Source organism: Nonomuraea sp. AD125B, assembly GCF_041402765.1.
GTDB classification, from domain to species: Bacteria; Actinomycetota; Actinomycetes; order Streptosporangiales; family Streptosporangiaceae; genus Nonomuraea; species Nonomuraea bangladeshensis.
The window spans coordinates 1-23,917 of record NZ_JBGLOU010000025.1 but is presented as its reverse complement, the minus strand read 5'-3'; the positions used below and the strand labels follow the sequence as shown (position 1 = coordinate 23,917).

Sequence of the window (23,917 nt, the reverse complement as noted above, 5' to 3'; positions counted from 1 at the left end):
ATTGGAGGTCACGGCCAGGCGCGTGGCAGGCTTGTGTGGTTCGATCCGCGACGAGCGAATGGGGTCCGGCGTGCAGGGTTCGGGTAGGTCTGTCGTCACCGTCGGCGTGTACGACGGAGTGCACCGGGGCCACCAGCGTGTCCTCGGGCGGGCCGTCGCCGTCGCGCGCGAGCGGGGGCTGCCCGCCGTGGCCGTCACCTTCGAGCCGCATCCCGACGAGGTCGTGCGCCCCGGCACGCACCCGGCCCGGCTGACCGGTCCCCGGCGGCGCGCCGAGCTGCTGCGCGCGCTCGGCGTGGACGAGGTCGAGGTCCTGCCGTTCACGCTGGAGCTGTCGCGCGCCGACGCGGCCGAGTTCGCGCGGACGGTGCTGGCCGAGCGGCTGCGGGCGGCGGCCGTGATCGTGGGGGAGGGGTTCACCTTCGGGCGGGACGCCGGCGGCGATGTCGAGACATTGCGGGCGCTGGGCGACAAGTACGACTTCACGGTGGAGGTCCTGCCCCCGGTGGCCGGGGTGTCCTCGACCGCCGTCCGCGAGCACATCGTGGCAGGGGACGTCGAGGGCGCGGCGGCGCTGCTCGGCCGGCCGCACCGGGTGGAGGGCGTGGTCGTGCGCGGCTACCAGCGCGGCCGTCAGCTCGGCTTCCCCACCGCCAACGTCGAGACGCCCCCGCACACCGCGATCCCGGCCGACGGCGTCTACGCCGGCTGGCTGGAGTGCGTGCCCGTGGCCAACCTGCCCGCCCTTTACCCCGGCGAGCGGTGGCCCGCGGCCATCTCGGTCGGCACCAACCCGACGTTCGAGGGGGTGCCGCGCACGGTGGAGGCGTACGCGCTGGACCGCGACGACCTGGAGCTCTACGGCGCGCACGTGGCGGTCGACTTCGCCGCCCGGCTGCGCGGCAACACCCGCTTCGAGTCGATCGAGGCGCTGATCGAGCAGATCCAGGCCGACGTCGAGGCCGCCCGCCGGCTGACCGCGTGAGGCCCCGGCGCGGCGCTCGCCCGAGCACCGCGCGTGGGATGGTAACCTTGCATGTCGGCTCTGTGACGGCAGCGCTTTCGCGCCTTCGCCCACGTCGGCCATTCTCGCGGCGACTGTAGGCACGCACGGTCGTTCGCGCTTTTGTCACATCCACGCGTGTCCGTAGTCAGAAGGAGAGCCGTGTCCCTCGACACCGCTGCCAAGAAGAACATCATCAGCGAGTACGCCACCGCCGAAGGCGACACCGGCTCGCCCGAGGTGCAGATCGCGCTGCTCAGCAAGCGCATCAGCGAGCTGACCGAGCACCTCAAGACCCACAAGCACGACCACCACAGCCGCCGCGGCCTGCTGCTGCTCGTCGGCCGCCGCCGTCGTCTGCTGAAGTACCTGCAGAAGGTCGACATCCAGCGCTACCGGACGCTCATCGAGCGCCTCGGTCTGCGCCGATAACATGGAAAGGGAGCGGCGCAGGCCGCTCCCTTCTTCATATGGGTAGAGCAACGGCGTGAGGCGCGTGGCGAGATGAAATCAGCCCCGCGCCTGACGTACAACTGAAGATCCGAGACACACAGCCCCCGCGTCCGCTCAGCACCATGCGACCCGCGACGCCTGCGGGCCGGTCCTCGGTAGTGGCTTCCGGTAAGAACGCACGTGACCGGGCGCTTCGATCGAAGACCGGCGCTGCACCTAACGAGGGTGCCGGTGAAAAGGGCGCGGGAGACCGACCACAAGGAGGTCCCCCGTGGAGGGTGTCCACACCGCTGAAGCCGTCATCGACAACGGCTCTTTCGGCACGCGCACGATCCGGTTCGAGACCGGTCGTCTGGCGCGGCAGGCGGCCGGTTCCGCGGTCGCCTATCTCGACAACGAGACCATGGTCCTGTCGGCCACCACGGCTTCCAAGACCCCCAAGGAGCAGTTCGACTTCTTCCCGCTGACGGTGGACGTCGAGGAGCGCATGTACGCGGCGGGCCGCATCCCCGGCTCGTTCTTCCGCCGTGAGGGCCGGCCGTCCGAGGACGCCATCCTCACCTGCCGCCTCATCGACCGGCCGCTGCGCCCGTCGTTCGTCAAGGGCCTGCGCAACGAGGTGCAGGTCGTCGCCACCGTCATGGCGCTGCACCCCGACCACCTCTACGACGTGGTCGCCATCAACGCCGCGTCGCTGTCCACGCAGCTCGCCGGGCTGCCGTTCTCCGGCCCGATCGGCGGCGTGCGCGTCGCGCTGATCGACGGCCAGTGGGTGGCCTTCCCGACGCACCCCGAGCTGGAGCGGGCCACGTTCGACATGGTCGTGGCCGGCCGGGTGCTGGCCGACGGCGACGTCGCCATCATGATGGTCGAGGCCGAGTCCACCAAGGACACGCTCAAGCTGGTCTCCGAGGGCGCGGTCGCGCCCACCGAGGAGGCCGTGGCGCAGGGCCTGGAGGCCGCGAAGCCGTTCATCAAGGTGCTGTGCGAGGCGCAGTCGCGCATCGCGCAGGTCGCGGCCAAGGAGACGGCCGAATACCCGGTCTTCCTGGACTACCAGGACGACACCTACGCCGCCGTCGAGGCCGCGATCAAGACCGAGCTGGCCGCCGCGCTCACCATCGCCGGCAAGCAGGAGCGCGAGAACGAGCTCGACAAGGTCAAGGCGCTGGCCGCGGAGAAGCTGCTGCCCGAGTTCGAGGGCCGCGAGAAGGAAATCAGCGCCGCCTTCCGCGCCGTGATGAAGAAGCTCATGCGCGCCCGCGTCATCAGCGAGGGCGTACGCATCGACGGCCGCGGCACCAAGGACATCCGCGAGCTGTCGGCCGAGGTCCACGTGGTGCCGCGGGTGCACGGCTCGGCGCTGTTCGAGCGTGGCGAGACCCAGATCATGGGCATCACCACCCTCAACATGCTGCGCATGGAGCAGGTCATCGACACGCTCAACCCCGACCGCACCAAGCGCTACATGCACAACTACAACTTCCCGCCCTACTCCACCGGCGAGACCGGCCGCGTGGGCTCGCCCAAGCGGCGCGAGATCGGCCACGGCGCGCTGGCCGAGCGGGCGCTGATCCCCGTGCTGCCCACGCGCGAGGAGTTCCCCTACGCCATCCGCCAGGTCTCCGAGGCGCTCGGCTCCAACGGCTCGACCTCGATGGGCTCGGTCTGCGCCTCGACGATGTCGCTGCTGGACGCCGGCGTGCCGCTCAAGGAGATGGTCGCGGGCATCGCGATGGGCCTGATCGGCGAGGGCGACGACTACGTCACCCTGACCGACATCCTCGGCGCCGAGGACGCCATGGGCGACATGGACTTCAAGGTCGCCGGCACCCGTGACGTCATCACCGCCCTGCAGCTCGACACCAAGCTCGACGGCATCCCCGCCTCCGTGCTGGCCGCCGCGCTCAAGCAGGCCAAGGGCGCCCGCCTGGCGATCCTCGACGTCATGCAGGAGGCCATCGACCGGCCGGCCGAGATGAACCCGACCGCGCCGCGCATCATCACGATCAAGGTCCCGGTCGACAAGATCGGCGAGGTCATCGGCCCGAAGGGCAAGATGATCAACCAGATCCAGGACGACACGGGCGCCGAGATCACCATCGAGGACGACGGCACGATCTACATCGGCGCCACCGACGGCCCGTCCGCCGAGGCCGCCCGGTCGGCGATCAACGCCATCGCCAACCCGCACATGCCGGAGGTCGGCGAGCGCTACCTGGGCACGGTCGTCAAGATCGCCGCCTTCGGCGCGTTCGTCTCGCTCATGCCCGGCAAGGACGGCCTGCTGCACGTCTCGCAGATCCGCAAGCTGCACGGCGGCAAGCGGATCGAGAACGTCGAGGACGTCATGGGCGTCGGCGAGAAGATCCAGGTCGAGATCGCCGAGATCGACGGCCGGGGCAAGCTGTCCCTGGTGCCGGTCGAGGTCATCGAGAAGGAGGCCGCCGAGCGCGAGGCCAAGGCCGCCACGGCCGGCGAGGGCGACGAGGGCGAGGCCCCGCAGGCCGACGCCGACGCCGCGCCCGCCGAGGAGCGTTCGGAGCGCCCGCGCCGCACCCGCACCCGCGTGCGCACCCGCGGCTCGGCCAACGGCGAGGGGGACGACCGCAACTCGTGAACACCACCACGCTGCACCCCGGTAAGGACGGAGCCGGGGAAGTCAAGCGCACCGTCCTCCCCGGTGGGCTGCGTGTGGTGACCGAGACCATGCCGACCGTGCGTAGCGTCGCGGTCGGCATGTGGGTCGGCATCGGCTCGCGGGACGAGGCCCCCGAGCACATGGGCGCCACCCACTTCCTCGAACACCTGCTGTTCAAGGGCACCCCCACGCGGGACGCGATGGAGATCTCGGCCTCCGTCGAGGGCATCGGCGGCGAGATCAACGCCTTCACCGCGAAGGAGTACACCTGCTACTACGCGCGGGTGCTCGACGAGGACCTGTCGATCGCGGTCGACGTCCTCGCCGACGTGGTGACCAGCTCGCTGGTGACCGAGGACGACGTGGAGTCCGAGCGCGGCGTGATCCTGGAGGAGATCGCCATGCACGACGACGACCCGTCGGACGTCGTGCACGAGCAGTTCGCGGCGGCGCTCTACGGCGACTCGCCGATCGGCCGGCCTATCCTCGGCACGGTCGAGTCGATCAACGCGCTCGGGCGCGAGCGCATCGCCGAGTACTACCACCGCTACTACCGGCCGCGCCGGACCGTCGTCTCCGTCGCCGGCAACGTCCGGCACGAGGAGGTCGTCGAGCTGGTCGCGCGGGCGTACGAGCGGGCCGGCGCGCTGAGCGGCCCCGCCGAGTACGAACCGCCGCGCACCAGCGGCCCCGGCGCCGGGCCGCGTCCCGGCGTCCGGGTGCTCGACCGGCCCACCGAGCAGGCCAACCTGGTGCTCGGCACCACCGGCCTGTCCCGCACCGACGACCGCCGCTTCGCGCTGGGCGTGCTCAACGCGGCGCTCGGCGGCGGCATGTCGTCGCGGCTGTTCCAGGAGATCAGGGAGAAGCGCGGGCTGGCGTACTCCGCCTACAGCTACACCTCCGCCTACGCCGACACCGGGCAGTTCGGCATCTACGTCGGCTGCCTGCCGACGAAGATCGACGACGTGCTCAAGATCTGCCGGGACGAGGTGGCCCGGGTGGTCGCCGAAGGGCTGAGCGAGGAGGAGATCGGGCGCGGCAAGGGCCAGATGCGCGGCGGCCTCGTGCTCGGGCTGGAGGACACCGGCTCGCGCATGTCCAGGATCGGCAAGAACGAGCTCGTCTACGAGGAGCTCATGTCGGTGGACGAGGTGCTGGCGCGCATCGAGGCGGTCACCTCCGAGGAAATCGACGAGATCGCCCGCGACGTGCTCAACCGGCCGCTCACGCTCGCCGTGATCGGCCCCTACGGTGACAAGGACTTCACCGAAGCGATCCGCTGAACGGCGGCCTGACGGCGGCTTGACGGCGGTGGACGGCCCTCGCGCCCGGCGCGGGGGCCGTTCGCGTGCCTTGGGATAGGGTTGCCCTGTGATCAGGGTAGGTGTGCTGGGCGCGCTCGGGCGCGTGGGCGTCGAGGTGTGCAAGGCGGTCGAGGCGGCTCCCGACATGGAGCTGGTGGCCGCGCTGGACAAGGGCGATCCCCTCGAAGGGCTCACGGGCGCGGAGGTGGTGGTCGACTTCACCCATCCCGACGTCGTCATGGACAACCTCGAATGGGCGATCTCGCACGGCATCCATCCCGTGGTGGGCACGACGGGGTTCGACGAGGGGCGGCTGGCGACCGTACGCGCTTGGCTGGGCGAGAACCCCGGCACCAACTGCCTGATCGCCCCCAACTTCGGCATCGCCGCGGTGCTCATGATGCACTTCGCGCAGCAGGCGGCCCGCTACTTCGAGTCGGTCGAGATCGTCGAGCTGCACCATCCCAACAAGGCCGACGCCCCGTCCGGCACCGCCCGCCGTACGGCGGAGCTGGTGGCCGAGGCCCGGGCCAAGGCCGGGGCGGGCGCGATGCCCGACGCGACCAGCACCTCTCTTGACGGCGCCCGTGGGGCCGACGTCGGCGGCGTGCACGTCCACGCGGTGCGCCTGGCCGGCCTGATCGCCCACCAGGAGGTCCTGCTGGGCGGTGACGGCGAGATCCTCACGATCCGGCACGACACGATGAGCCGGTCGGCGTTCACGCCGGGTGTTCTGCTGGGGGTGCGCCGGGTGCGCGAGCTTCCCGGCCTCACGATCGGCCTGGAGCCCCTGCTCGACCTGTGATCGGCACGGCCGCACGACGTGCCCACCAGGCGGTGGGCCGGTGGGCACGCCGTGAGGAGAGGGTCCCGGCTCCGCACAGCCGGGCCTACGATCACCCACACTAATAACGGCGTGCGCGATCGGCCCGAAGGATGAGATCGTGTCGGCGTGGTGCGATGGGCTGATCCTGAAGAACTCCCCGGTCTCGTGGCGGTCGAGCTGGCGGCCGACCGGCTCTTCGAGCAGGTCGGCATCACGTTCCCGCCGGGCACGACGATGATCGAGGAGGCCGGCGACCCCGGGCTGGTCCTGGTCGAGGGCGAGCCGCCGGCCGGGTTCGCGCTGATGGGCCAGGTGGACGGGCACCTCCATCTCGACCAGCTCGCCGTGCATTCCGAGAGCATGCGCCGCGGCATCGGCGGCCGGCTCGTGACGGCCGTCCTCGACCACGCCCGCGCCGTCGGGGTTCCGCGCGTGACGCTGACCACCTATCGCGACGTCCCGTGGAACGCCCCCTGGTACGCCCGTCACGGCTTCGCCGTCCTCCCGCCGGAGGAGTGGGGGCCGGAGCTGCGCGCGCTGGTGGAGCACGAGCGCGCGCTGGGACTGGAGGTCGCGCCGCGCGTGGTGATGAGCGCCGCCACTGGCTGAGTGTCGCGGGCGCGCCATGGCGGGCGTTCTATGGCTGGGTCGAGGGTGTCTGGTGGCGAGGCCGGTGGATCTGAAGGCGGGCCGGTGGGGCCTGGCGGCGAGGCCGGTGGATTCTGACGGCAGGCCGGTGGGGCTCTAACGGTGACCCCGTGGCGTGGGCCCTGACGCTGACATTCGTGGGCCCTGACGGTGGCGTCCGTGGGCGTCTAAGGGTGGGAGCGGCGAGGCCCGTGGGCGGGCTAAGGACGGGGGCGGTGGGTGGCGAGCCAGTCGGTGGCGTGGTCCACGGCGGCTCGTAGGGAGAACAGGCGCGCCTCGGCCGCCCCCACCCGTCCCCGTCGCACGGCGCCCGTCTGCTCGAACGCGGTCCCCAGCGCGGGGAAGTCGCTCGCGTCCAATTGCACGTCCTCGAACTCGGTCCACCGTCGCCCGTCCCCGTCGTCCACCACCGCCCGGTAGGTGCGCCGCGGCGGACGCTCGGCGCAGCGGTACTCGGCCAGGTGGAAGGCGGTGCACCGGTCGTAGCCGACGCCGAGCAGCAGGACCTGGGCGTCGGCGTCGTACAGGCGGGCCAGAGGGGAGCGCTCGCCGAGCAGGCAGTCCCGTGCGTGCCCGTCGGTGATCTCTGCCGCCCTGGACCCGACGGCGGCGATCGAGGTGTGCGGGTGGGCGCTGCGCCGCGCCCCCGGCAGCATGCGTACGTGCTCGGCGATCACCCCCATCCCCTGCGACGGGGTGGTGGCGGGATCGAAGGCCGGCATGCGCTCGCGGTAGGCGGTGACCTCCTCGGGCGTCATCCCGGCCACGGCCGCGCGGTAGAGGGGGGAGGTGTCGGAGTTCCCGGCGGTGCCGGCGGGGACGGCGAGCGTGCCGTCGTCGCCGAGCACCTCGCGCAGGGCCGCGACCACGGTGGCGGCGCCGCCTTCGGTGGGGCCGACCTGGCGCAGCGAGGAGTGCAGCATCACCACCTGGCCGCAAGCCACACCAAGAGCTGAAAAATCACGACTCAAGGCATTAAAGGTGTATATCGGGCACTTAAGGCTCTTAGTCGTCACAAGATCATCCGATCAGGCGCAGGGGGTACTGTCGAGGCTCTTCAGTCATTCTTCGCCGTTCTGTTGATCATGGCGGCATAAATGCCACGCCGACGACGGTATAGTGACGGACCAGAAAGAGTGCCGGATGCGTATGCCAGGGTGTTGTCCCCTATACTGCAACGGGTCGCGGCTGGTAAATACCTGGTAAGTAGTCCCATCCCCCACGTAAGAGGCGGCTTGTGTCATGCTCGACCGCTTATGACCGAAAGGTCGGGTTCGAAAAGGCAGGGGGCGTGGACGAGACGGCTGACCACACGCGGCTTAAAGCGGCAAAAATGCCGATAAAGGCCGGGTTTGGTCCGATCTGGGCTGGTTCGGCCATTTCGACAGTCGGCACGCGCACGCTCGGCGTCGCCTATCCGCTTCTCGCCCTGGTGCAGACGTCCTCACCCGCCGCCGCAGGCTGGGCCGGGTTCGCGCTCACCCTCCCCATCCTGCTCTTCTACGTGCCCGGCGGCTTTCTGGTCGACCGGATCTCGCCTCGCCGGGTGATCCTGTGGGTGGAGGCCGGTCGCCTGCTCAGCGTGGCCTCCGTGCTCGTCGCCATGATGTTCGGCGGGCCGTCGCTCACGCATCTCCTGCTGGCCGCCGCGGTCGAGGGCAGCCTCTGGGTGCTCTACACCCTGGCGGAGTCGGCCCTGCTGCCCGCGATGGTGCAACCGGCCAGGATGCACAGCGCGCTCGCCAAGAGCGAGGCCGCGAGCCACTTCGCCTCGCTGGCCGGCCGGCCGCTTGGCGGCTATCTCTTCGGGGTCGGCCGGTTCGTTCCCTTCGTGGTCAACTCGGTCCTCTTCGCGATCTCCTACGCCCTGTTCTTCGGCTGGGGGCGTGACACGGGCCGGCACCCCAACCGGCCGTCACGGCTGCGCGACCTGGCCGAGGGCTTCCGCGAGCTCACCAAGCTGCCGTTCCTGGGCGGCTCGATCGTGGTGACGACCTTCACCAACCTCATGGTCAACACCCTGATCATGATCTACGTCGCCGGGTCGGGAGACATGTCCTCGCTCAAGGTCGGGATCGTGCTCGCGGCGGGAGGGGTGGGAGGCGTGCTGGGCTCGGCCCTGTCGTTCGTCCTGCCGCCCGTGCGCGGCGTGCTGCGGCTGCACCTGTGGATCTGGGCGTTCGCGCTCGTGCTGGCGGCGTTCGGCACGTACGTGAGCCTGCCGTCCTATTTCTTCGCCCTGGCCCTGGTGGCCACGGGCATCGGCGGCGCGCTGAGCAACGTCGCGATCAGGTCGGTGGAGGTCCACAAGGTCGATCCGGCGACCCTGGCCAGGGTCGTCGGCGTGTCGCGCCTGTCCTCGTACGGCGCGTTCTGCTTCGCCGCGCCCCTGGGCGGCTTCATGGTGGCCTGGGGCGACGTGCAGGGCGGCTCGGCGGTGCTGTGCCTGCTCATGCTGGCCGCGGCGGGGCTGAGCTTCTGGCCGCCGATAGGCACGCGGCTGACCCCGCTGCTGCCGCCCGACCTGCCGAGGCCCGAACTGCCGAGACTGCCGAGGATGCTCGGGGCGCACCGCCTGTCCCGGGACCTCGTGCCCTCACCCGGCGTTGAAAGGTGAGTTTCGCGGCCATTCATCAGGAAAGGCCGGTTGCGACAATTTCGCGTGCAGTCATCGTCCGTGGCGGTCGGTGGACAGCCCCGCCAGGGAGTTGCCGAAGGCCGCGACGTCTCCTCCCTCGTCGAGACAGGACGTCATCGCCGCCCGGAGCGCCGCGCTTTCCACCGACAGCATGTCCGCCAAGGAAAGAGCGCTGACATCGATCAACGTGCCCTGCTTCTGATGCCCGTCACGCATGGCGCACTCCATCCGTTTCGGTCGCCCGCATATGAACCGATGCGCGAGCGCGTTCTTCATTGTGGCTATTTAGCATTCTGTGACAGCGCGGTGCGCTAATCAACCTCTAGTATGGAGTTCTACGGTTGCCTCACCTCTTCGGATATGAAGCGGAGGACCGACGTGACGGAGAATTTCCTGCCGCCGCAGAGCTCGCAGGTCTGGGAACGCGTGCCCAATCGCAATCCGAACTTCACCGGCCGCAAGGACCTCCTCACGGCACTGAGAAAAAGCATCAACACCGTCACGGCGGTCGTCGCGCAGCCGCGGGCGCTGCAGGGACTCGGCGGCGTCGGCAAGACGCAGCTGGCCATCGAGTACGCCTGGCAATACCGCGCCCACTACGACCTGGTCCTCTGGGTCTCCGCCGACCAGCCCCTGCTGGTGCCCTCGACGCTGGCGGACATGGCGCCGAAGCTCGGCCTGCCCCCCGCGAGCAGCACCGGCGTGGAGAAGACCGCCCAGGAGGTCATCCGCGCGCTGGAGAGCGGGTCGCCGTACCGCGGCTGGCTGGTGATCTTCGACAACGCGGAGGAGCCCGAATACGTCAAGGAGTTCATCCCGCGAGGCCCCGGCCACGTCATCATCACCTCGCGCAACTCGCGCTGGAGCGACCACGAGCCCACCATCCAGGTGGACGTGTTCAGGCGCGAGGAGAGCGTGGCCTTCCTCCGCAGGCGGCTGAGCGAGACGGTCAGCCTCGACGAGGCCGACCGCATCGCCGAGCAGCTCGGAGACCTGCCGATCGCGCTCGAACAGGCCGCGGCACTGCTGGTCCGCACCCTGATGCCGGTCGAGGACTACCTGGAGCTGCTGCAGGAGCAGACCAGCAGGCTGCTGGAGCTGGAGAAGTCGCCCACCTACCCGACCTCCATGACGGCGGCCTGGCGCCTGTCGGTCGACCAGCTGCAGAAGACCCTTCCCGCGGCCGTCGAGGTGCTGCGCTGCTGCGCGTTCTTCGGCCCCGAGCCCATCCCGCGCGACGTCTTCCGCCGGGGCAACCGCGCGGTCGGCCCGCGTCTCGGGCCCATCCTCTCCGACCCGATCACGCTCACCAACGCGCTGAGCCAGCTGGAGCGGCTGGCCCTGGTCAAGGTGGAGCCGTCCGTACGCACCCTCCAGGTCCACCGGCTCAACCAGGCCCTGCTGCGTGACGAGACCCCGGAGAAGGACCGCGCCGAGCTGCGCCACGAGGTCCACCTGCTGCTGTCGGGCACCGCTCCCGCCGATCCCGACGACACGGTCAACTGGCCCCGCTACGAGGAGCTGGCCGCGCACCTGGAGCCGTCCGGGCTGATCGACTGCACGGTGCCGGCCGTCCGCAGGTTCGCCCTCGACCTGGTGCGCTACCTGTACGTACGCGGCAGCTACCGCCAGGCGCAGGCGCTGATCAACGAGTACGTCACCAAGTGGACGCAGGTCGACGGCGTCGACCATAAGGACGTGCTGGTCGCCCGCGTCCACCTGTCCAACGTCTATTTGCAGCTCGCCCAGTACACCAAGGCCGTCCAGCTCGTCTCCGAGACCTTCGGCCTGATGACCGACACGCTCGGCCCCGACCACTCAGAGACGTTGTGGGCCAAGATCGGTTACGCCGGAGCCCTGCGTGGCCGGGGCGAGTTCTCCCAGGCTCAGAAACTGGACGCGGAGGCGTCCGAAACCTACGAGCGCCTCTACGGCGACAGCGACCCGCTGACCCTGCGCGCCCGCCACAGCCTCGCCCTCGACTACACCCTGACCAGCGACTACGGCCGGGCCAGCGAGCTGCTCCAGGACGTCTATCTCAAGCAGAGCAGCATGGAGGGCATCGGCCGCCGGGTGCTGCTGCTCACGTGGACCAACCTCAGCCGGGCCGTCCGGCTGAACGGCCAGTTCGAAGTGGCCACCGACCTGGCCGAGGAGGCCTACTCCTACGGCGTGGCGAGCCTGGGAGAGGACCACCCGAGCACGCTGCTCGCGGCCAAGGACTTCGCGGTCTGCCTGCGCCGCGTGGGCCGGCTGCCCGAGGCCCTGCAGCTCATGCGCGACACCTACATCCGCTCGCGCCGCCTGTTCGGCGAGGAGCACGCCTACACCCTGGCCGCCGCCTTCGGCCTGGCCAACGTGCTGCGCGCCGTCGGGGAGCTGGACGAGGCGCTGGAGATCACCGAGCGGGCCCTGCGGCTCTACCCGGCGGTGTTCGGCGACGAGCACCCCTTCACCCAGGCGGCGCGGATCAACCAAGCCCTCCTCCTGCGCCTCACGGGCGACCCCGAGGCGGCGCTCGCGCTGGACGAGCGGGCGCTGGCCGGGCTCACCGCCCGGGTCGGCCGCGACCACGACTACACCGTGAGCTGCGCGATCAACCTGCAGAACGACCTCGCCGCGCTCGGCAGGCACGAGGACGCACGCGCCGTCGGCGAGGAGAACCTGCGGGTCATCCAGGCCGGCTTCTCCGCCGACCACTACCTCAGCCTCATCTGCGCCGCCAACCTCTGCCTCGACCTGGAGGCGGTCGGCGCGAGCGAGGAGTCCAAACGGCTGCTCGCCGAGACGACGCAGCGCTTCGAGCTGGCCATGGGGCGCGAGCACCCCGACGCGCTGGGGCTGCTCGCGGGCGAGCGGCTCAACTGCGACTTCGACCCGCCGCCCATCTGACCCGCCTCATCCGGGGCTGTGGGACCGCCGGTGTGCCTCGGCCATCAGGCGGGCCCGCTCGGCCGCGCCCGCGCTCACCGGCTGGCCGTCCAGGCTCGCGAGCGTGTCGCGCAGCGTGCCGACGAAGCGCGTCCCCTCCTCGGTGAGGCCGCCGCTGTCCAGCAGCGTCGCCGTGACCTGCGTGGAGGCCTCGCGCCAGCGCGCGAACTCCACCTCGGCCTTCGCCCCGTGCTCCGGGTCGGTGAGGTGCCGCTGCCAGAAGGCCGCGACGGCGGCATGCGCGTACGCGCCGTGCAGCAGCCCGTGCAGCGGGCGCGGATCGGGCCGCCAGGGGGCGTAGAAGCGGCGGCCGTCGTCCGGCAGGGTGAGCGTGACGAGGTCGGTCAGCGCGTACAGCTTGATGTGCTGGAGCTCGTGCGCCAGGGTGAGGGCCATGCCGATCCCGTCCACGGGGTCGGACAGGGCGATCGTGCCGAAGAGGTCGCGCGCGGAGGCGCTGCGCTGCTCCACGGCGGTGCCGAGGATCGGCGTGAGCACCGAGACGGCCGCGCGGACTTCCTCGGCCACGGTCGCGTGGCGTGTCCGCAGGATCTCCCACGCCTGGCCGAGGCAGGTGCTCCAGCGCCGCCGCCGCGCCGGGGGCAGGCGACCGGCCACGTCGTCGCCCAGCCACCGATGGGGGTCGAGGTCGTCCACGGTCATGGTGGTGTCCGGGCCGAACGACATCCGGTGCAGGGCCTGCCAGCCCTGCCCGTCGCGGCCGGGACGCACCAGGAAGGCCCGCCCCCCGGCGTGGACGCGCGCGCCGCCGTCCGCCGGCTCGACGGTGGCCATGACCCGTTCCCGGCCGTCGGGCGGCAGGGTCAGCAGGCCGAGGGAGGGCAGCACGAGCCGGCCGCCGGGCACCGGGACCTCCAGTCGGCACGCCGCGCCGGCCCGCACCGCCGCGGCCAGCGCGACCGCCGCCAACCGGCCGGGGTCGGCCTGGCCGCGGCAGGCCCGCAGCGCCCACGCGCCCACCGCGGGATGGCGCAGGCAGTCGCTCACCTCGCCGGGCGCGCCCGCCTCCAGCTCGGCCAGCGTCTCGTAGGCGCGGGCGGCGGTGCCGGACTCCTCGGCGGCCAGGCGTACGAGGAGGCGGTGTTTGCTCGTCTGGGCGGCGCGCAGCTCGGCCAGGGCGGCCGCGCCGCCACCGCCCGTGGCCAGCTCGGCGAACGCGGCGGCGGACAGCCGGTGAGTGACGGGTCTCATCGCCCTGCTCTCAGCCGGGCCACGTCGCGCCCGCAGCGCGCCCCGATGTGGCTGATCAGCCGGTAGAGGTCGGGGCAGTAGACCGACGGCTCGGCGAAGCCGGTGAGCGGGCTGTAGCGGTGGGCGTACTGGCCGCCGCCGCAGACCGAGACGAGGTCGCAGCGGCGGCAGGTGGACGACAGCGCCAGCTCGCCGATCTGGCGGGCGGCGATGGCGGGCTGCAGCAGGGCGTGGTCCAGGGGATCGCGCAGCACGTGCAGCGGGGTCCTGGCGGCGCCCTGGAAGGCGCTCTTCAGGCTGTCGGACTGCTCGATGCCGCCGTCGGTCTCGATGACGACCATGCGCACCGGGGACAGGCCCACGTTCTCCGCGCGCGAGTGGCCGCCCATGAGCAGCCGCATGATCTCCCTGAACAGGCGTACGTCGGTTTGCAGCACCGGGCTGTCGTACCAGCGGTCGAAGATCTGGATCAGCCAGTCGGCGTAGGGGGTGGCGGGGGAGCCCGGCTCGCGGAACGGCGGAGGCTCGGCCCAGTTGCCGTGCGGCAGCAGGAAGTCGACCGCCGGCGGGTCGAACTCCAGCAGCGCCTCGTAGGTGCGGATCGGGTCGTTGCGCACGTCCACGGTGCAGAGGAGGCCGCTGAACAGATGGTGGTAGGGGCCCTCGCTCAGCCGCCGCAGCGACTCGCTGACCAGGGCGTGGCTGCCGCGTCCGTCGGCGAAGCGGCGGTGGCGGTCCTGGCCCTCCGCGTCGCCGTCCAGGCTGACCCCGATCCGGATCTCCAGCGACTCGAACAGGCGGAGGTAGTCGTCGTGCAACCGTACGCCGTTCGTCTGGATGTGGGCGTTGACCCGGGTGCCCGTGGCCACCGCGCCGCGCACCCCACGGACGATGCGGGAGATGAGCTCGGGGCCGGCCAGCAGCGGCTCGCCGCCGTGCAGGATGACGTCGATCTCGCCGAGGTCGTGGGCGGCGGCGTGCTCGGCGATGCGCTCGATCGCGCGGTCGGCGATCGCGTCGGACATCCTGCGCGGCTGCTCGCGCCAGCTCTGGTCGGCCATCTCGTACACGTAGCAGTGTCGGCAGGCCAGGTCGCAGCGGCTGTGGACCTTCAGGATGAACTGCTGGAAGGCGAGCGGGCGCCAGCCTCCGGCCAATAACGCGTCGACGTCGAGGAGGTCCGGGAACCCTGTGGCGTGCGAGAGTTCCGGCTCAGGGCTGAGTGACAACGGCTACCTCTTAGCGTCGTGATGCACCCCGCTCCATCTTTACCCACTTTGCGGCCCAGTCAAGATTCACGACGTCAAGAAAAGAATGTGGACCGGGTTATGGCGCAATTTCCGGAAAAGCCGATAAATATCGTGGATTTTCGGGGCGGGGCGGTGGTCACCGCGTCCGGGGACGCGCCCGCGGCGGCGGATCCTCGAAACGCGGTCGTTGCGGCGCCTCCCCGGTCACCTTCCGTACGATGCCCGCCGCCACCTGGTAGACCTTGACGTTGCGGTCCTGGGAGACGTGCCGCAGCATCTCGAACGCCTGCTGCGAGGTGCAGCGCCGCTGCGCCATCACGATGCCGAGCGCCTGGTCGATCACCGCCCGCGTGTTCAGCGCCTCCTTGAGCTGCGCGGCCACCTCCTTCAACCGGGCCGCGCCGAGAGCGGTGCGGAACAGCACCCCGATGTGCTCGGCCGTCACCCGGGCCGTCACGCGCGTCGCCTCCGCGAAGCCGCCGCGCTCGCCCGAATAGAGCGTCAGGACGCCCAGCAGCAGGCCCTCGGACTTCAGCGGCTCGGCGTGCAGGCTGCGCAGCCCGGCCTCGGCGCTGAACCGCGACCAGCGGGGGTCGGCCGCCAGGTCGGCCGAGGTGACCGGCTCGCCCGTGTCGAGCGCGTCCACGCAGGGCCCCTGACCGGTGACCGACTGCAGCTCGTCGAGCAGCTCGGCGCGCGCGTCGGTGCAGGCGACCGTACGCAGCCCGCCCTCGGCGCGCAGCGCGATGCTCATCATGGGGGAATCGGGCATGGCGCGGGTGGCGATGGACAGGCAGTCGCCGAGCGCCCGTTCGAACTCCTCGATGTCCATGAGGACACTAGGCCGGTTCAACGAAGATCCCTCGCCCTCGGTTGTCCGGACCGTCCGCAACGATAAGACTGCCCTGCGGCAGGGGCGTTACGCCACCCTTCAGCGGGCCCGGGAGGCGAGATAGGCGTCCACTTCCGCGAGGTAGGCGTCCTTGACCGGCCGGGGGAGCCAGGTCACCTCGAACGCGTTGCGCTCCAGCCCCGCCAGCTCCTCCTCGCTGAGCTGCAGCGCCTCCTGCAGCGCGATCAGGTTCTCCTGTACGTAGCCGTCGAAGTACGCCGGGTCGTCGGAGTTGACCGTCACCCGCACGCCCAGGTCCATCAGTTTGCGGATGCCCTCGGCCTTCATCGAGTCGGTGACGAAGCCGTTGGAGATCGGGCAGCAGGTGAGCCCCATGCCCCGCGCCAGCACCAGCTCCACCAGCCGCTGGTCCTCCAGGATGTTGACGCCGTGGTCGATCCGGTCGACGCCGATGTCCTCGATCGCCTGGCGGATGTGCTCGACCGCGTCGTCCTGGTCGACGTCACAGTGCATGGTCAGCAGATAGCCCTCCGCGCGGGCGCGGGCGTAGACCTCGGCGAACTTCGCCGGCGGGTTGCCCTTCTCGTCGGAGTCCAGGCCGACGCCGGCGATCCACTCCTTGTACGGCAGCGACTCCAGCAGCGTCGCCATCGCGTACTCGGCCTGGAAGTCGCGCAGGAAGCACATGATGAGCTGCGCCCGCACCCCGAGCCGCGCCTCGGCGTCCATCAGCGCCCGCCGCAGCCCCCGGATCACCACGTCGAACGGCACCCCGCGCCCGGTGTGCGCCTGCGGATCGAAGAAGATCTCCGCGTAGCGGACGTTCTGCGCGGCGGCCTTGCGGAGGTAGGCCATGGCCAGGTCGTAGAAGTCGGGCTCGGTGCGCAGCACCCGCATGCCCTCGTAGTAGACGGTGAGGAAGGACGGCAGGCTGTCGAAGGAGTAGGCCGCGCGCATCTCCTCGGCCGACGCGTAGGGCAGCGCGAGCCCGTTGCGGGCGGCCAGCTCGAACTTGAGCTCCGGCTCCAGCGTTCCTTCGATGTGCAGGTGGAGCTCGCACTTGGGCAGCCCGGCGATGAAGTCCTTCATCTGCCCAGACTAGAACGCCGGCCTCAGAAGACCAGAGCGAGACCCACCGCGAACAGCAACCCGTACGCCATCTGCAGCTTGCCCGTCTGCTGCAGCACCGCGATCAGCGCGGGCCCGACGGCCCTGCCCAGCACGGTACGGATCGGCGTCACCGCCAGCGGCGCCGCCAGCAGCGTCAGCGCCGCCCACGGAGTGACCACCGTCATGGCCAGCGCCACCACGAACGGCAGCACCTGGCAGGCCACGTACAGGGCCCGCGTGCGCTGCGCGCCCAGCACGACCGCCAGCGTCCGCTTGCCCGACTGCCCGTCGGTGCCCACGTCGCGCAGGTTGTTGACGACGAGCATCGAGCACGACAGCAGACCCACCGGGATCGACGCGAGCAGCGCCGCCCAGCTCAGCGACTCGGTCTGCACGTACGTCGTGCCCACCACCGGCACCACGCCGAAGAACACGAACACGGCCAGCTCGCCCAGCCCGCGATAGCCGTACGGGCGTTTGCCGCCGGTGTAGAACCAGGCGGCGGCGATGCAGGCCGCGCCCACCAGCAGGATCCACCAGGCCCGGGTCACCACGACCAGCGCCAGCCCCAGCACCGCGGCGACGGCGAAGCAGCTCAGCGCGGCCGTCAGCACCTGGCGCGGGGTGGCCGCGCGCGAGCCCACGAGCCGCATCGGGCCGACCCGCTGGTCGTCGGTGCCGCGGATGCCGTCGCTGTAGTCATTGGCGTAGTTGACGCCGATCTGCAGCGCGAGCGCCACGAACAGCGCCAGCACGGCCCGCCACCACACGAAGCCGCCCTCACCGATCGCCACGCCGGTGCCCACCATGACGGGGACGACGGCGTTGGGGAGCGTGCGGGGCCGCGCGCCGGCGATCCATTGGCCGGGTGTTGCCATGTCCTCTGCCTAGTCCTCTGCCTACTCGTCCTCTGCCTAACTGATGTCCGTGGTGAGCCTCACCATGCGGATGGGACGGCCCATGTCGAGAACGCGCTCCGCCATGTCCTCGCCCCAGCCGGCCGACTCCAGGAAGCCGAGCACCGCGTAGTTGTCGGCGAACACCCAGGTGACGATCTGCCGGAAGCCGTCATCGCGCAGGTAGTCGACGGTGGCGTTGAGCAGCCGGCTGCCGTGCCCGCGACGGACGAAGTCGGGGTCGACCAGCAGCGTCAGCATCTCGGCCACGACGCTCGGATCGAGGTCGGGGTCCTCGGCGGGGGCGTGCGAGGCCAGGCCGACCACGCGCTCGCCGCCGCGCGGCGTGACGAGCGCGGCACTGCCGCCCGCGCCCAGGGCGGGGAAGCCCTCGGTGTCGAGGATGGTCTCCACCGCGACCAGCACCCGGTGCATGGGGCTGGGCGGGGCGACGATCGCCTCGTCCCACTGGCGCAGCCACATCTTCTCGGCCGCGGGGCCCGTCATCTGCTCAAGCGGCCCCTCCGGGAGAAAGTCCCGGTAGCCGTAGCGCCAGGCGCGAACCTGACAATTCGCAACCTGGAGCACATCCTCGCGCCGGGCCGCCCGGACGCCTACGTCTGCCATCTCGGCCCGCTCCTTCGCCTGCCGTTCATGCCACAAGGCACGAGTTACACCGTATCGGTGTTTGAGGCTTGGAGACGACGCGAACCCCGCTTCCTCGCCCGGTAAGCCCGTGTCTTGGTGCGGTTGCCGCATACACGCATAGAACACCACGAGCGGGAACGGTTTCTGGACGAGTCGATGAACGCCCGCTGACACGTTCCCTCCGCGCACACCTTCAGCCGGTCCCACGCGGCGCCGAGCGTCGCGGCCGCGATCGCGGCCAGCCCGCCTGCGACGCCCGCCCCGGCCGGCACCAGCTCCGGCTCACCACTCGCCCCCACCCTGACCTGCAGCGGCAGGCCGGGCAGAGTGGCCGGCTCGCGCCGCAGCGCCGCCCGCATGCCCTCACGAAGGGCGTGCGCGGTGTGCAGGTCGTCGTCGGTGGCCCGCTCGCGCGGGCCGGTCAGGCCGCGCTCGCGCAGCCAGACGGCCAGCTCGGCGGGGGAGGACAGCTCGTCGGTGTCGGTTGCGACGTCGTAGGTGTTCACGAAGTCTCGGACGAGCTCCGCGGGGGACGACATGTCTCCACTCTAGCGGTCGATCATGAAGCTCATGATCGCGCCTCCGTCCCGTACGAGGTCCTGGGGTCATGCGAGGTCCTGGAACGCCAGACTCAGGCGGCGTACGCCCTCGTCCAGCTCCGCCAGGTGCGCCGCGGCGGCATGCGTCAGCCTGAGCCGCGGCCCCGGCGGCTCGGACGGGTAGTACATCCGCCCCGGGCTCACCAGCACGCCATGCCGCCGCGCGCCCTCCACCAGGGCGTCCTCGTCCAGACCGGCGGGCAGGCGCAGCCACAGGTGCATGCCGCCCGCGGGCATCAGGTGCAGCTCGGCCTCCTCCGGCAGGCGGGCGGCGAGCGCGGCGGCCAGAGCGTCCCTGCGCAGGCGCAGCTCGGCGTGGACGGCCGCCAGATGGCGCCGCCAGGCCGGCGAGCCCACCAGCTCCAGCGCCGTCTCCTGCAGCGGCCGGGCCACGAAGAACGACTCCACGAGCTGCCCGGCCCGCAGCCGGTGCGCGGCCGGGCCCCGGGCGATCACCGCGGCCACCCGCATGCTGGGGGAGAGGATCTTCGTCAGGGACCGGACATGCACCACCGTGCCATGCTCGTCCATGGAGGCCAGCGTGGGCGGGGGCTGCTCGATGAGGTAATGGGCGTAGTCGTCCTCGATCACGAACGCGCCCGCCGCCCGCGCCACCTCCAGCACCTGCCGGCGGCGTTCGGCAGGAAGGGTGGCGCCGGTCGGGTTGTGCAGCGTGGGCTGGCAGAAGAAGACGCGGGCCCCGGTCACCGCGAACGCCTCCGCCAGCAGCTCCGGACGGACGCCGGACGCGTCCACGGGCACGGCCGTCGCCCGCAGCCCCGCCGCCTTCGCCGCGGCCAACGCCCCCGGGTACGTCGGCGTCTCCACCAGCACCGGCGTCCCCGGAGCCGCCAGCGCGCGGAAGGCGTGCGTGAGCGCGGCCTGGCCGCCGCTGACGACCAGCGCATCGGCCGCGGTCACGTCGCCGCCCGTCTGGTCGGCGAACCAGCGCCGCAGCTCGGCGAGACCGGCGAGCGGCGGCTTGGCCCAGGCGTCCGGACGGCGTACGGCACGCGCCGCGGCCGCCGCGAGATGCCGGTCGGGGCGCAGGCCGGGCGGCAGGTAGCCGCCGGTCAGCGGGACCACGCCGTCGGGGGCCTCGGCCAGGAGCGCGGCGACGGGACCCTCGTCCACGACGCGGTCGCCGAGCGCGACCGTCTGCCAGGAGAGGTCCGCCGCCTCCCGGCCGCCGGCCGTCTTCTGGGGGTGGGCGACGAAGGCCCCGCTCCCCGGCCTGGTGACCACCCGGCCCTCGGCGGCCAGCTGGCCGATCGCGCGGGAGACGGTGACGGGGGAGACGTTGTGGGTGCGCATGATCTCCCGGCTGGAGGGGAGACGGGCGCCGGGGCCGAGGCGGGCGGCCTCTTCGCGCAGTATCGCGGCGATGTGGGCGATACTGCTATCGTTGGTCATGAAGAATGATGATAGCGCTACTGTTGCGGATGGAGTAGCGGTCTCCTCCGATGTGCCCGTTCTGCCAGGCGCATCGGCTGCTTCAGTGGTCGGTGGTTCTGGGCCCGCCACTCGGGGCCTGGACGCTCACGATCTGGAGGCTCAGGACCTCGGCACTCGGGCCTCGGACGCTCGTCGGGCCCGCACCAGGGGAACGCTTCTCGCCTTCCTCGGCGTGCTCGCCTTCTCCGGCTCGTTCCCCGGCACCGTCTACGCCATGGAGGGCTTCAACCCGTGGCTGGTGGCCATCGGCCGGGCCGCCGTAGCCGGTCTGCTTGCCGTCGTCTGCCTGCGAGCCGCCCGCCGCCCCCTTCTTCCGCCGCGCCACCTCTGGGGCCCGTACGCGCTGATCTCCCTCGGCGTCGTCTTCGGCTTCCCCGTCTTCAGCGGCCTGGCCCTGGCCCTGGGCTCCAGCACGTCCCATGCCGCCGTGATCACCGCGCTCCTCCCGGCCGCCACCGCCGCCTGCGCCGTGCTGCGCGCCGGTGAACGCCCGCGCCGGCTGTTCTGGGCGGCCTGTCTGTCGGGCGCGGCCGCCGTGACCGCCTTCACCCTCCTCCAGCAGGAAGGTACGGCAGCCGCGGCCTGGCCCGACCTGCTCCTCCTGGCCGCGCTGGGCTCCGCCGCGATCGGCTACACCGAGGGCGGTCGGCTGGCCCGCGACACCCCCGGCTGGCAGGTGATCTCCCACGCCCTCGTTCTGTCCCTGCCCGTCACCGCCCCCGTCACGGCCGCGCTGACCGTGCTCACGCCCATCACCATCACCCCCGGGGCGCTCGCCGGTTTCGCCTACGTCGCGGTCATCTCCATGTTCCTGGGCTTCTTCCCCTGGTACGCGGGCCTCGCCAAGGGTGGCATCGCCCGCGCCGGCCAGACCCAGCTCACCCAGCCGCTCCTCACCCTGATCTGGGCGTGGTTCCTCATGGGCGAACGATTCGGCCCGGTGACGGTGGCCGCCGCGCTCGCCGTACTCGTCTGTGTCGCCATCACCCAGCGCGCCCGTACTTGAAAGCCGTGACGCCTCCGCGCAGGATTGGAGGAGGAGGTGTCACAAACTATGGCGGACCTCACGATCCCTGAAGGCGGCTTCTGGCCCGCGCCGGAGATCCCGCAGCCCAACATCTATCCCATGGAGTGGCGCGTCGAGACGGAGAAACTCGCCGCGATCTACGAGAAGTCCAAGCGCATGGTCTGGAACCCGGCCGACCTGCCCTGGGACCAGCTCAAGCCCGAGGACTTCACCCGTGAGCAGCGCCTCGGGATCATGTACTGGTTCGCCGTCCTGGCCAACTTCGACGCCTCGGGGCCCGCCGTCTTCGCCCGCGCCACCATCAGCGCCTTCGAGAAGCACGAGGAAGACCCCGTCAGGAAGTGCTTCTTCTCGATCACCCGCGACGAGATGAACCACGAGGAGTGCTGCCAGCGCTCCATCGCCAAGCTCTGGCCCGGCGGCCCCCTCGACTGGACCCCGTCCGACGACCTTGAACACGCCGCCCACAACAACATCGGCTGGCTCTACCACAACGGCGGCCGCTACTGGAACGGCTACAACTCCGCTGTCGGCAAGTACTCGCTGCCGGTCCTGTTCACCAGCTTCATGATGGGGGAGATGGCCGCCTCGACCCTGTTCAGGGGCATGTCGTCGGGTACGCAGCACCCGGTCTTCAGCGAGATGTTCCAGCGCATCGGACGCGACGAGTCCCGCCATCTCCAGATCTGCATGACGATCCTGGAGAACGAATGGCCCGGCCTCACCGACGACACCCGCAGCCTCATCACGCGCCAGCTCCGGGCGGGCTTCGTCTTCCTCAGCATGATCCTCTGGGAGCCGCCCGGGGGCTTCTGGGAGCTGCCGCCGTACTTCCTGCACAACCACCGCGTCCTCATGGACTACGCGAGGGAGGCGGGGCTGGGGGTGCTGTCGTACGAGGAGCAGGCGGACAACTGGCGCGTCGCCATGGCCCACGTCCGCGCCATCGTCGAGCGGTGGGGCATCGCCTTTCCCGCCATCCCCGAACTGGACCTGGAGGGGGTCGAGGTCGACTTCCTCGACCCGGAGGACATCATCCCGGTCTTCTGACCGGTACGTTCCCGTACGGTGTTACCCATGTGGCCTCGACTCGACGGGCTCCGGACGCTCGAACTCGGCACTCCGGGCGAACTCCGCACCCGGCTCACCAACCTGGCTCTCATCGGCCGCAAGACCGCGACGGCCGGCCTCCTCGCCCTGGACTACGAAGCCGAGGGCGAGGAGGTCGAGCACGTCGGCGAACGCCTGATCCTGCTGACCGACGCCGGGGAGCGGGCGGCCGAACTGGAGGTCACCCGAGTCGACCTCGTCCCGTTCGCGGAGGTCCCCTGGGACTTCGCCCACGCGGAAGGCGAGGGCTTCACCTCGATCGAGAACTGGCGTGAGGTCCACCGCGCCTACTGGGCGTCACAGGGCTTCGACGTCGATGACACCACCATCATCGTCTGCCTACGCTTCCATCTCGTCGACGCCCCGTAGACGAGCAGCCCGCCGCAGCGGGCGCGCCGCCGGAACGAGCACGGGCGCCAGCGAGTACGGAGTGTGCGAGCGCATCATCGAAGCGACCGCGCCGTTGAAGCAAGCGCGCTCCACAGGCCGCCAACGGCACCGCCACCACCGTCACGGTCACCGCCAGTGCCAAATGCATCGGCAGTCGCCAGTGCCACGGGCACTGGCACTGGCCTAAAAGAACCCGCGCCTCTCCTCGGTCCCCTCGCCCGTCCTGCGTCCACCGACCCGTCACGGCGTCCACCGATCCATCCTGTCTCCGACCTGCTGTGTGTCTCCGACCTGCTGTGTGTCTCCGACCTGCTGTGTGTCTCCGACCTGCTGTGTGTCTCCGACCTGCTGTGTGTCTCCGACCTGCTGTGTGTCTCCGACCTGCCGTGTGTCTCCGACTCGCCGTGTGTTCCCGACCCGTCCTGCGTCCGCCACTCCGCCCTGCGTCCCTCGACCTAAACTCGCCCCATAAACTCCTAGGCCAGCCCCGCAGTCTCCCGAAGGGCGGACTTTCGAAGGAGCAACTCCCGCAAGAAGCGCACTCTCCGGAGGAGTGCACTGCCCGCAGGTTGCAGCCGATCCCCGACAAGCGAGAACCGGACGAGAAGAGCCGAGCGCCCGATTGCCGCCCCGCCCCAACCCGCCGCACCATGCCTTCCTCGGCCGGCGAACCGGCCGTTGAACAAGACCTGACAGATAGGCACTCCCGCAGTCCGCGCTCGACGACGTTCGCCGAGCGAGCCTCAGCCCTGATGCCCGGTCGTCAAGCCGACCCCTGCGGCACCACCGAGCCGGGTTGCGTCCACGGGAGTGGTGTACGAGTTTGACCTGGTCACAGGCGTGGCGTCGTGAAATGAAGACGGCCATCGCGTGATCCTTCGAGTAGCAAGATCAAGATCGAAGGAGAACCAGGCGATGGC

At 70.8% G+C, this 23,917-nt stretch carries 21 protein-coding genes; 11 read left to right on the top strand and 10 right to left on the bottom strand.

The annotated features are described in order from the left end of the window. Positions 1–58: 58 nt before the first annotated feature. From ACBR40_RS43010 to ACBR40_RS42985, 6 genes are all read left to right on the top strand, one after another. Entirely contained in the window at positions 59–985 is a 927-nt protein-coding gene (locus ACBR40_RS43010; protein ID WP_371252466.1) for a bifunctional riboflavin kinase/FAD synthetase, read from the top strand. A 180-nt stretch (positions 986–1,165) separates the two neighbouring features. Continuing rightward, on the top strand, positions 1,166–1,435 hold the full coding sequence (gene rpsO, locus ACBR40_RS43005) for a 30S ribosomal protein S15 (RefSeq protein WP_091092336.1): 270 nt from the start codon (positions 1,166–1,168) through the stop codon (positions 1,433–1,435). 292 nt (positions 1,436–1,727) lie between these two features. After that, the gene (locus ACBR40_RS43000) at positions 1,728–4,076 is read left to right on the top strand and encodes a polyribonucleotide nucleotidyltransferase (protein ID WP_371252465.1); all 2,349 of its coding nucleotides are present in this window, start codon (positions 1,728–1,730) and stop codon (positions 4,074–4,076) included. Further along, complete coding sequence (locus tag ACBR40_RS42995) at positions 4,073–5,383, top strand: pitrilysin family protein (protein WP_344205061.1); 1,311 nt, start codon at positions 4,073–4,075, stop codon at positions 5,381–5,383. Before ACBR40_RS43000 ends, ACBR40_RS42995 begins: the two co-directional genes overlap by 4 nt. Positions 5,384–5,471: 88 nt before the next feature. Then, positions 5,472–6,209, top strand: a complete 738-nt coding sequence (dapB, locus tag ACBR40_RS42990) for a 4-hydroxy-tetrahydrodipicolinate reductase (RefSeq protein WP_371252464.1) — start codon at positions 5,472–5,474, stop codon at positions 6,207–6,209. 147 nt (positions 6,210–6,356) lie between these two features. Continuing rightward, a complete protein-coding gene (locus ACBR40_RS42985; protein WP_371252463.1) occupies positions 6,357–6,839 on the top strand; it encodes a GNAT family N-acetyltransferase in 483 nt (160 codons plus the stop codon). Positions 6,840–7,078: 239 nt separating this feature from the next. Here ACBR40_RS42985 and ACBR40_RS42980 read toward each other — a convergent pair whose 3' ends face one another. After that, the gene (locus ACBR40_RS42980) at positions 7,079–7,801 is read right to left on the bottom strand and encodes an aminoglycoside N(3)-acetyltransferase (protein WP_371252462.1); all 723 of its coding nucleotides are present in this window, start codon (positions 7,799–7,801) and stop codon (positions 7,079–7,081) included. 410 nt (positions 7,802–8,211) lie between these two features. Between ACBR40_RS42980 and ACBR40_RS42975 the strand changes: the two genes are divergently transcribed. After that, complete coding sequence (locus ACBR40_RS42975) at positions 8,212–9,495, top strand: MFS transporter (RefSeq protein WP_344205056.1); 1,284 nt, start codon at positions 8,212–8,214, stop codon at positions 9,493–9,495. A 51-nt stretch (positions 9,496–9,546) separates the two neighbouring features. Here the strand turns inward: ACBR40_RS42975 and fxsA are convergent, their stop codons facing one another. Next, positions 9,547–9,732, bottom strand: a complete 186-nt coding sequence (fxsA, locus tag ACBR40_RS42970; protein ID WP_344205055.1) for an FxSxx-COOH cyclophane-containing RiPP peptide — start codon at positions 9,730–9,732, stop codon at positions 9,547–9,549. Positions 9,733–9,894: 162 nt separating this feature from the next. Between fxsA and fxsT the strand changes: the two genes are divergently transcribed. Further along, entirely contained in the window at positions 9,895–12,408 is a 2,514-nt protein-coding gene (gene fxsT, locus ACBR40_RS42965; protein ID WP_371252461.1) for an FxSxx-COOH system tetratricopeptide repeat protein, read from the top strand. 6 nt (positions 12,409–12,414) lie between these two features. Here the strand turns inward: fxsT and ACBR40_RS42960 are convergent, their stop codons facing one another. From ACBR40_RS42960 to ACBR40_RS42925, 8 genes are all read right to left on the bottom strand, one after another. Beyond that, positions 12,415–13,659 carry an HEXXH motif-containing putative peptide modification protein gene (locus ACBR40_RS42960; RefSeq protein WP_371252460.1) on the bottom strand — a complete coding sequence of 415 codons (1,245 nt, stop codon included), beginning with the start codon at positions 13,657–13,659 and terminating at the stop codon, positions 12,415–12,417. Continuing rightward, the gene (locus ACBR40_RS42955) at positions 13,656–14,888 is read right to left on the bottom strand and encodes an FxsB family cyclophane-forming radical SAM/SPASM peptide maturase (protein ID WP_344205050.1); all 1,233 of its coding nucleotides are present in this window, start codon (positions 14,886–14,888) and stop codon (positions 13,656–13,658) included. The genes ACBR40_RS42960 and ACBR40_RS42955 overlap by 4 nt, the downstream gene beginning before the upstream one ends. A gap of 157 nt (positions 14,889–15,045) precedes the next feature. Continuing rightward, positions 15,046–15,741 carry a GAF and ANTAR domain-containing protein gene (locus ACBR40_RS42950; RefSeq protein WP_344205049.1) on the bottom strand — a complete coding sequence of 232 codons (696 nt, stop codon included), beginning with the start codon at positions 15,739–15,741 and terminating at the stop codon, positions 15,046–15,048. 99 nt (positions 15,742–15,840) lie between these two features. Beyond that, positions 15,841–16,851 (bottom strand): adenosine deaminase, encoded by a 1,011-nt coding sequence (locus ACBR40_RS42945; RefSeq protein ID WP_364450607.1) that lies wholly within the window; start codon positions 16,849–16,851, stop codon positions 15,841–15,843. Positions 16,852–16,874: 23 nt separating this feature from the next. Continuing rightward, positions 16,875–17,750, bottom strand: coding sequence for a 1,4-dihydroxy-2-naphthoate polyprenyltransferase (locus ACBR40_RS42940; protein WP_344205046.1), 876 nt, complete (start codon positions 17,748–17,750; stop codon positions 16,875–16,877). A 36-nt stretch (positions 17,751–17,786) separates the two neighbouring features. Continuing rightward, positions 17,787–18,275 carry a GNAT family N-acetyltransferase gene (locus tag ACBR40_RS42935; protein ID WP_020545748.1) on the bottom strand — a complete coding sequence of 163 codons (489 nt, stop codon included), beginning with the start codon at positions 18,273–18,275 and terminating at the stop codon, positions 17,787–17,789. A gap of 164 nt (positions 18,276–18,439) precedes the next feature. Continuing rightward, positions 18,440–18,955 (bottom strand): CGNR zinc finger domain-containing protein, encoded by a 516-nt coding sequence (locus tag ACBR40_RS42930; RefSeq protein WP_091092310.1) that lies wholly within the window; start codon positions 18,953–18,955, stop codon positions 18,440–18,442. Positions 18,956–19,021: 66 nt separating this feature from the next. After that, a complete protein-coding gene (locus ACBR40_RS42925) occupies positions 19,022–20,428 on the bottom strand; it encodes a PLP-dependent aminotransferase family protein (RefSeq protein WP_371252459.1) in 1,407 nt (468 codons plus the stop codon). A 118-nt stretch (positions 20,429–20,546) separates the two neighbouring features. Between ACBR40_RS42925 and ACBR40_RS42920 the strand changes: the two genes are divergently transcribed. From ACBR40_RS42920 to ACBR40_RS42910, 3 genes are read left to right on the top strand one after another with little or no spacing between them, the layout of a single operon-like run. Next, on the top strand, positions 20,547–21,476 hold the full coding sequence (locus ACBR40_RS42920; protein ID WP_371252527.1) for a DMT family transporter: 930 nt from the start codon (positions 20,547–20,549) through the stop codon (positions 21,474–21,476). Between the two features lie 48 nt (positions 21,477–21,524). Continuing rightward, the gene (locus ACBR40_RS42915) at positions 21,525–22,547 is read left to right on the top strand and encodes a hypothetical protein (RefSeq protein WP_344205040.1); all 1,023 of its coding nucleotides are present in this window, start codon (positions 21,525–21,527) and stop codon (positions 22,545–22,547) included. 27 nt (positions 22,548–22,574) lie between these two features. Next, positions 22,575–22,976, top strand: a complete 402-nt coding sequence (locus tag ACBR40_RS42910) for an ASCH domain-containing protein (protein WP_344205039.1) — start codon at positions 22,575–22,577, stop codon at positions 22,974–22,976. Positions 22,977–23,917: the final 941 nt, after the last annotated feature.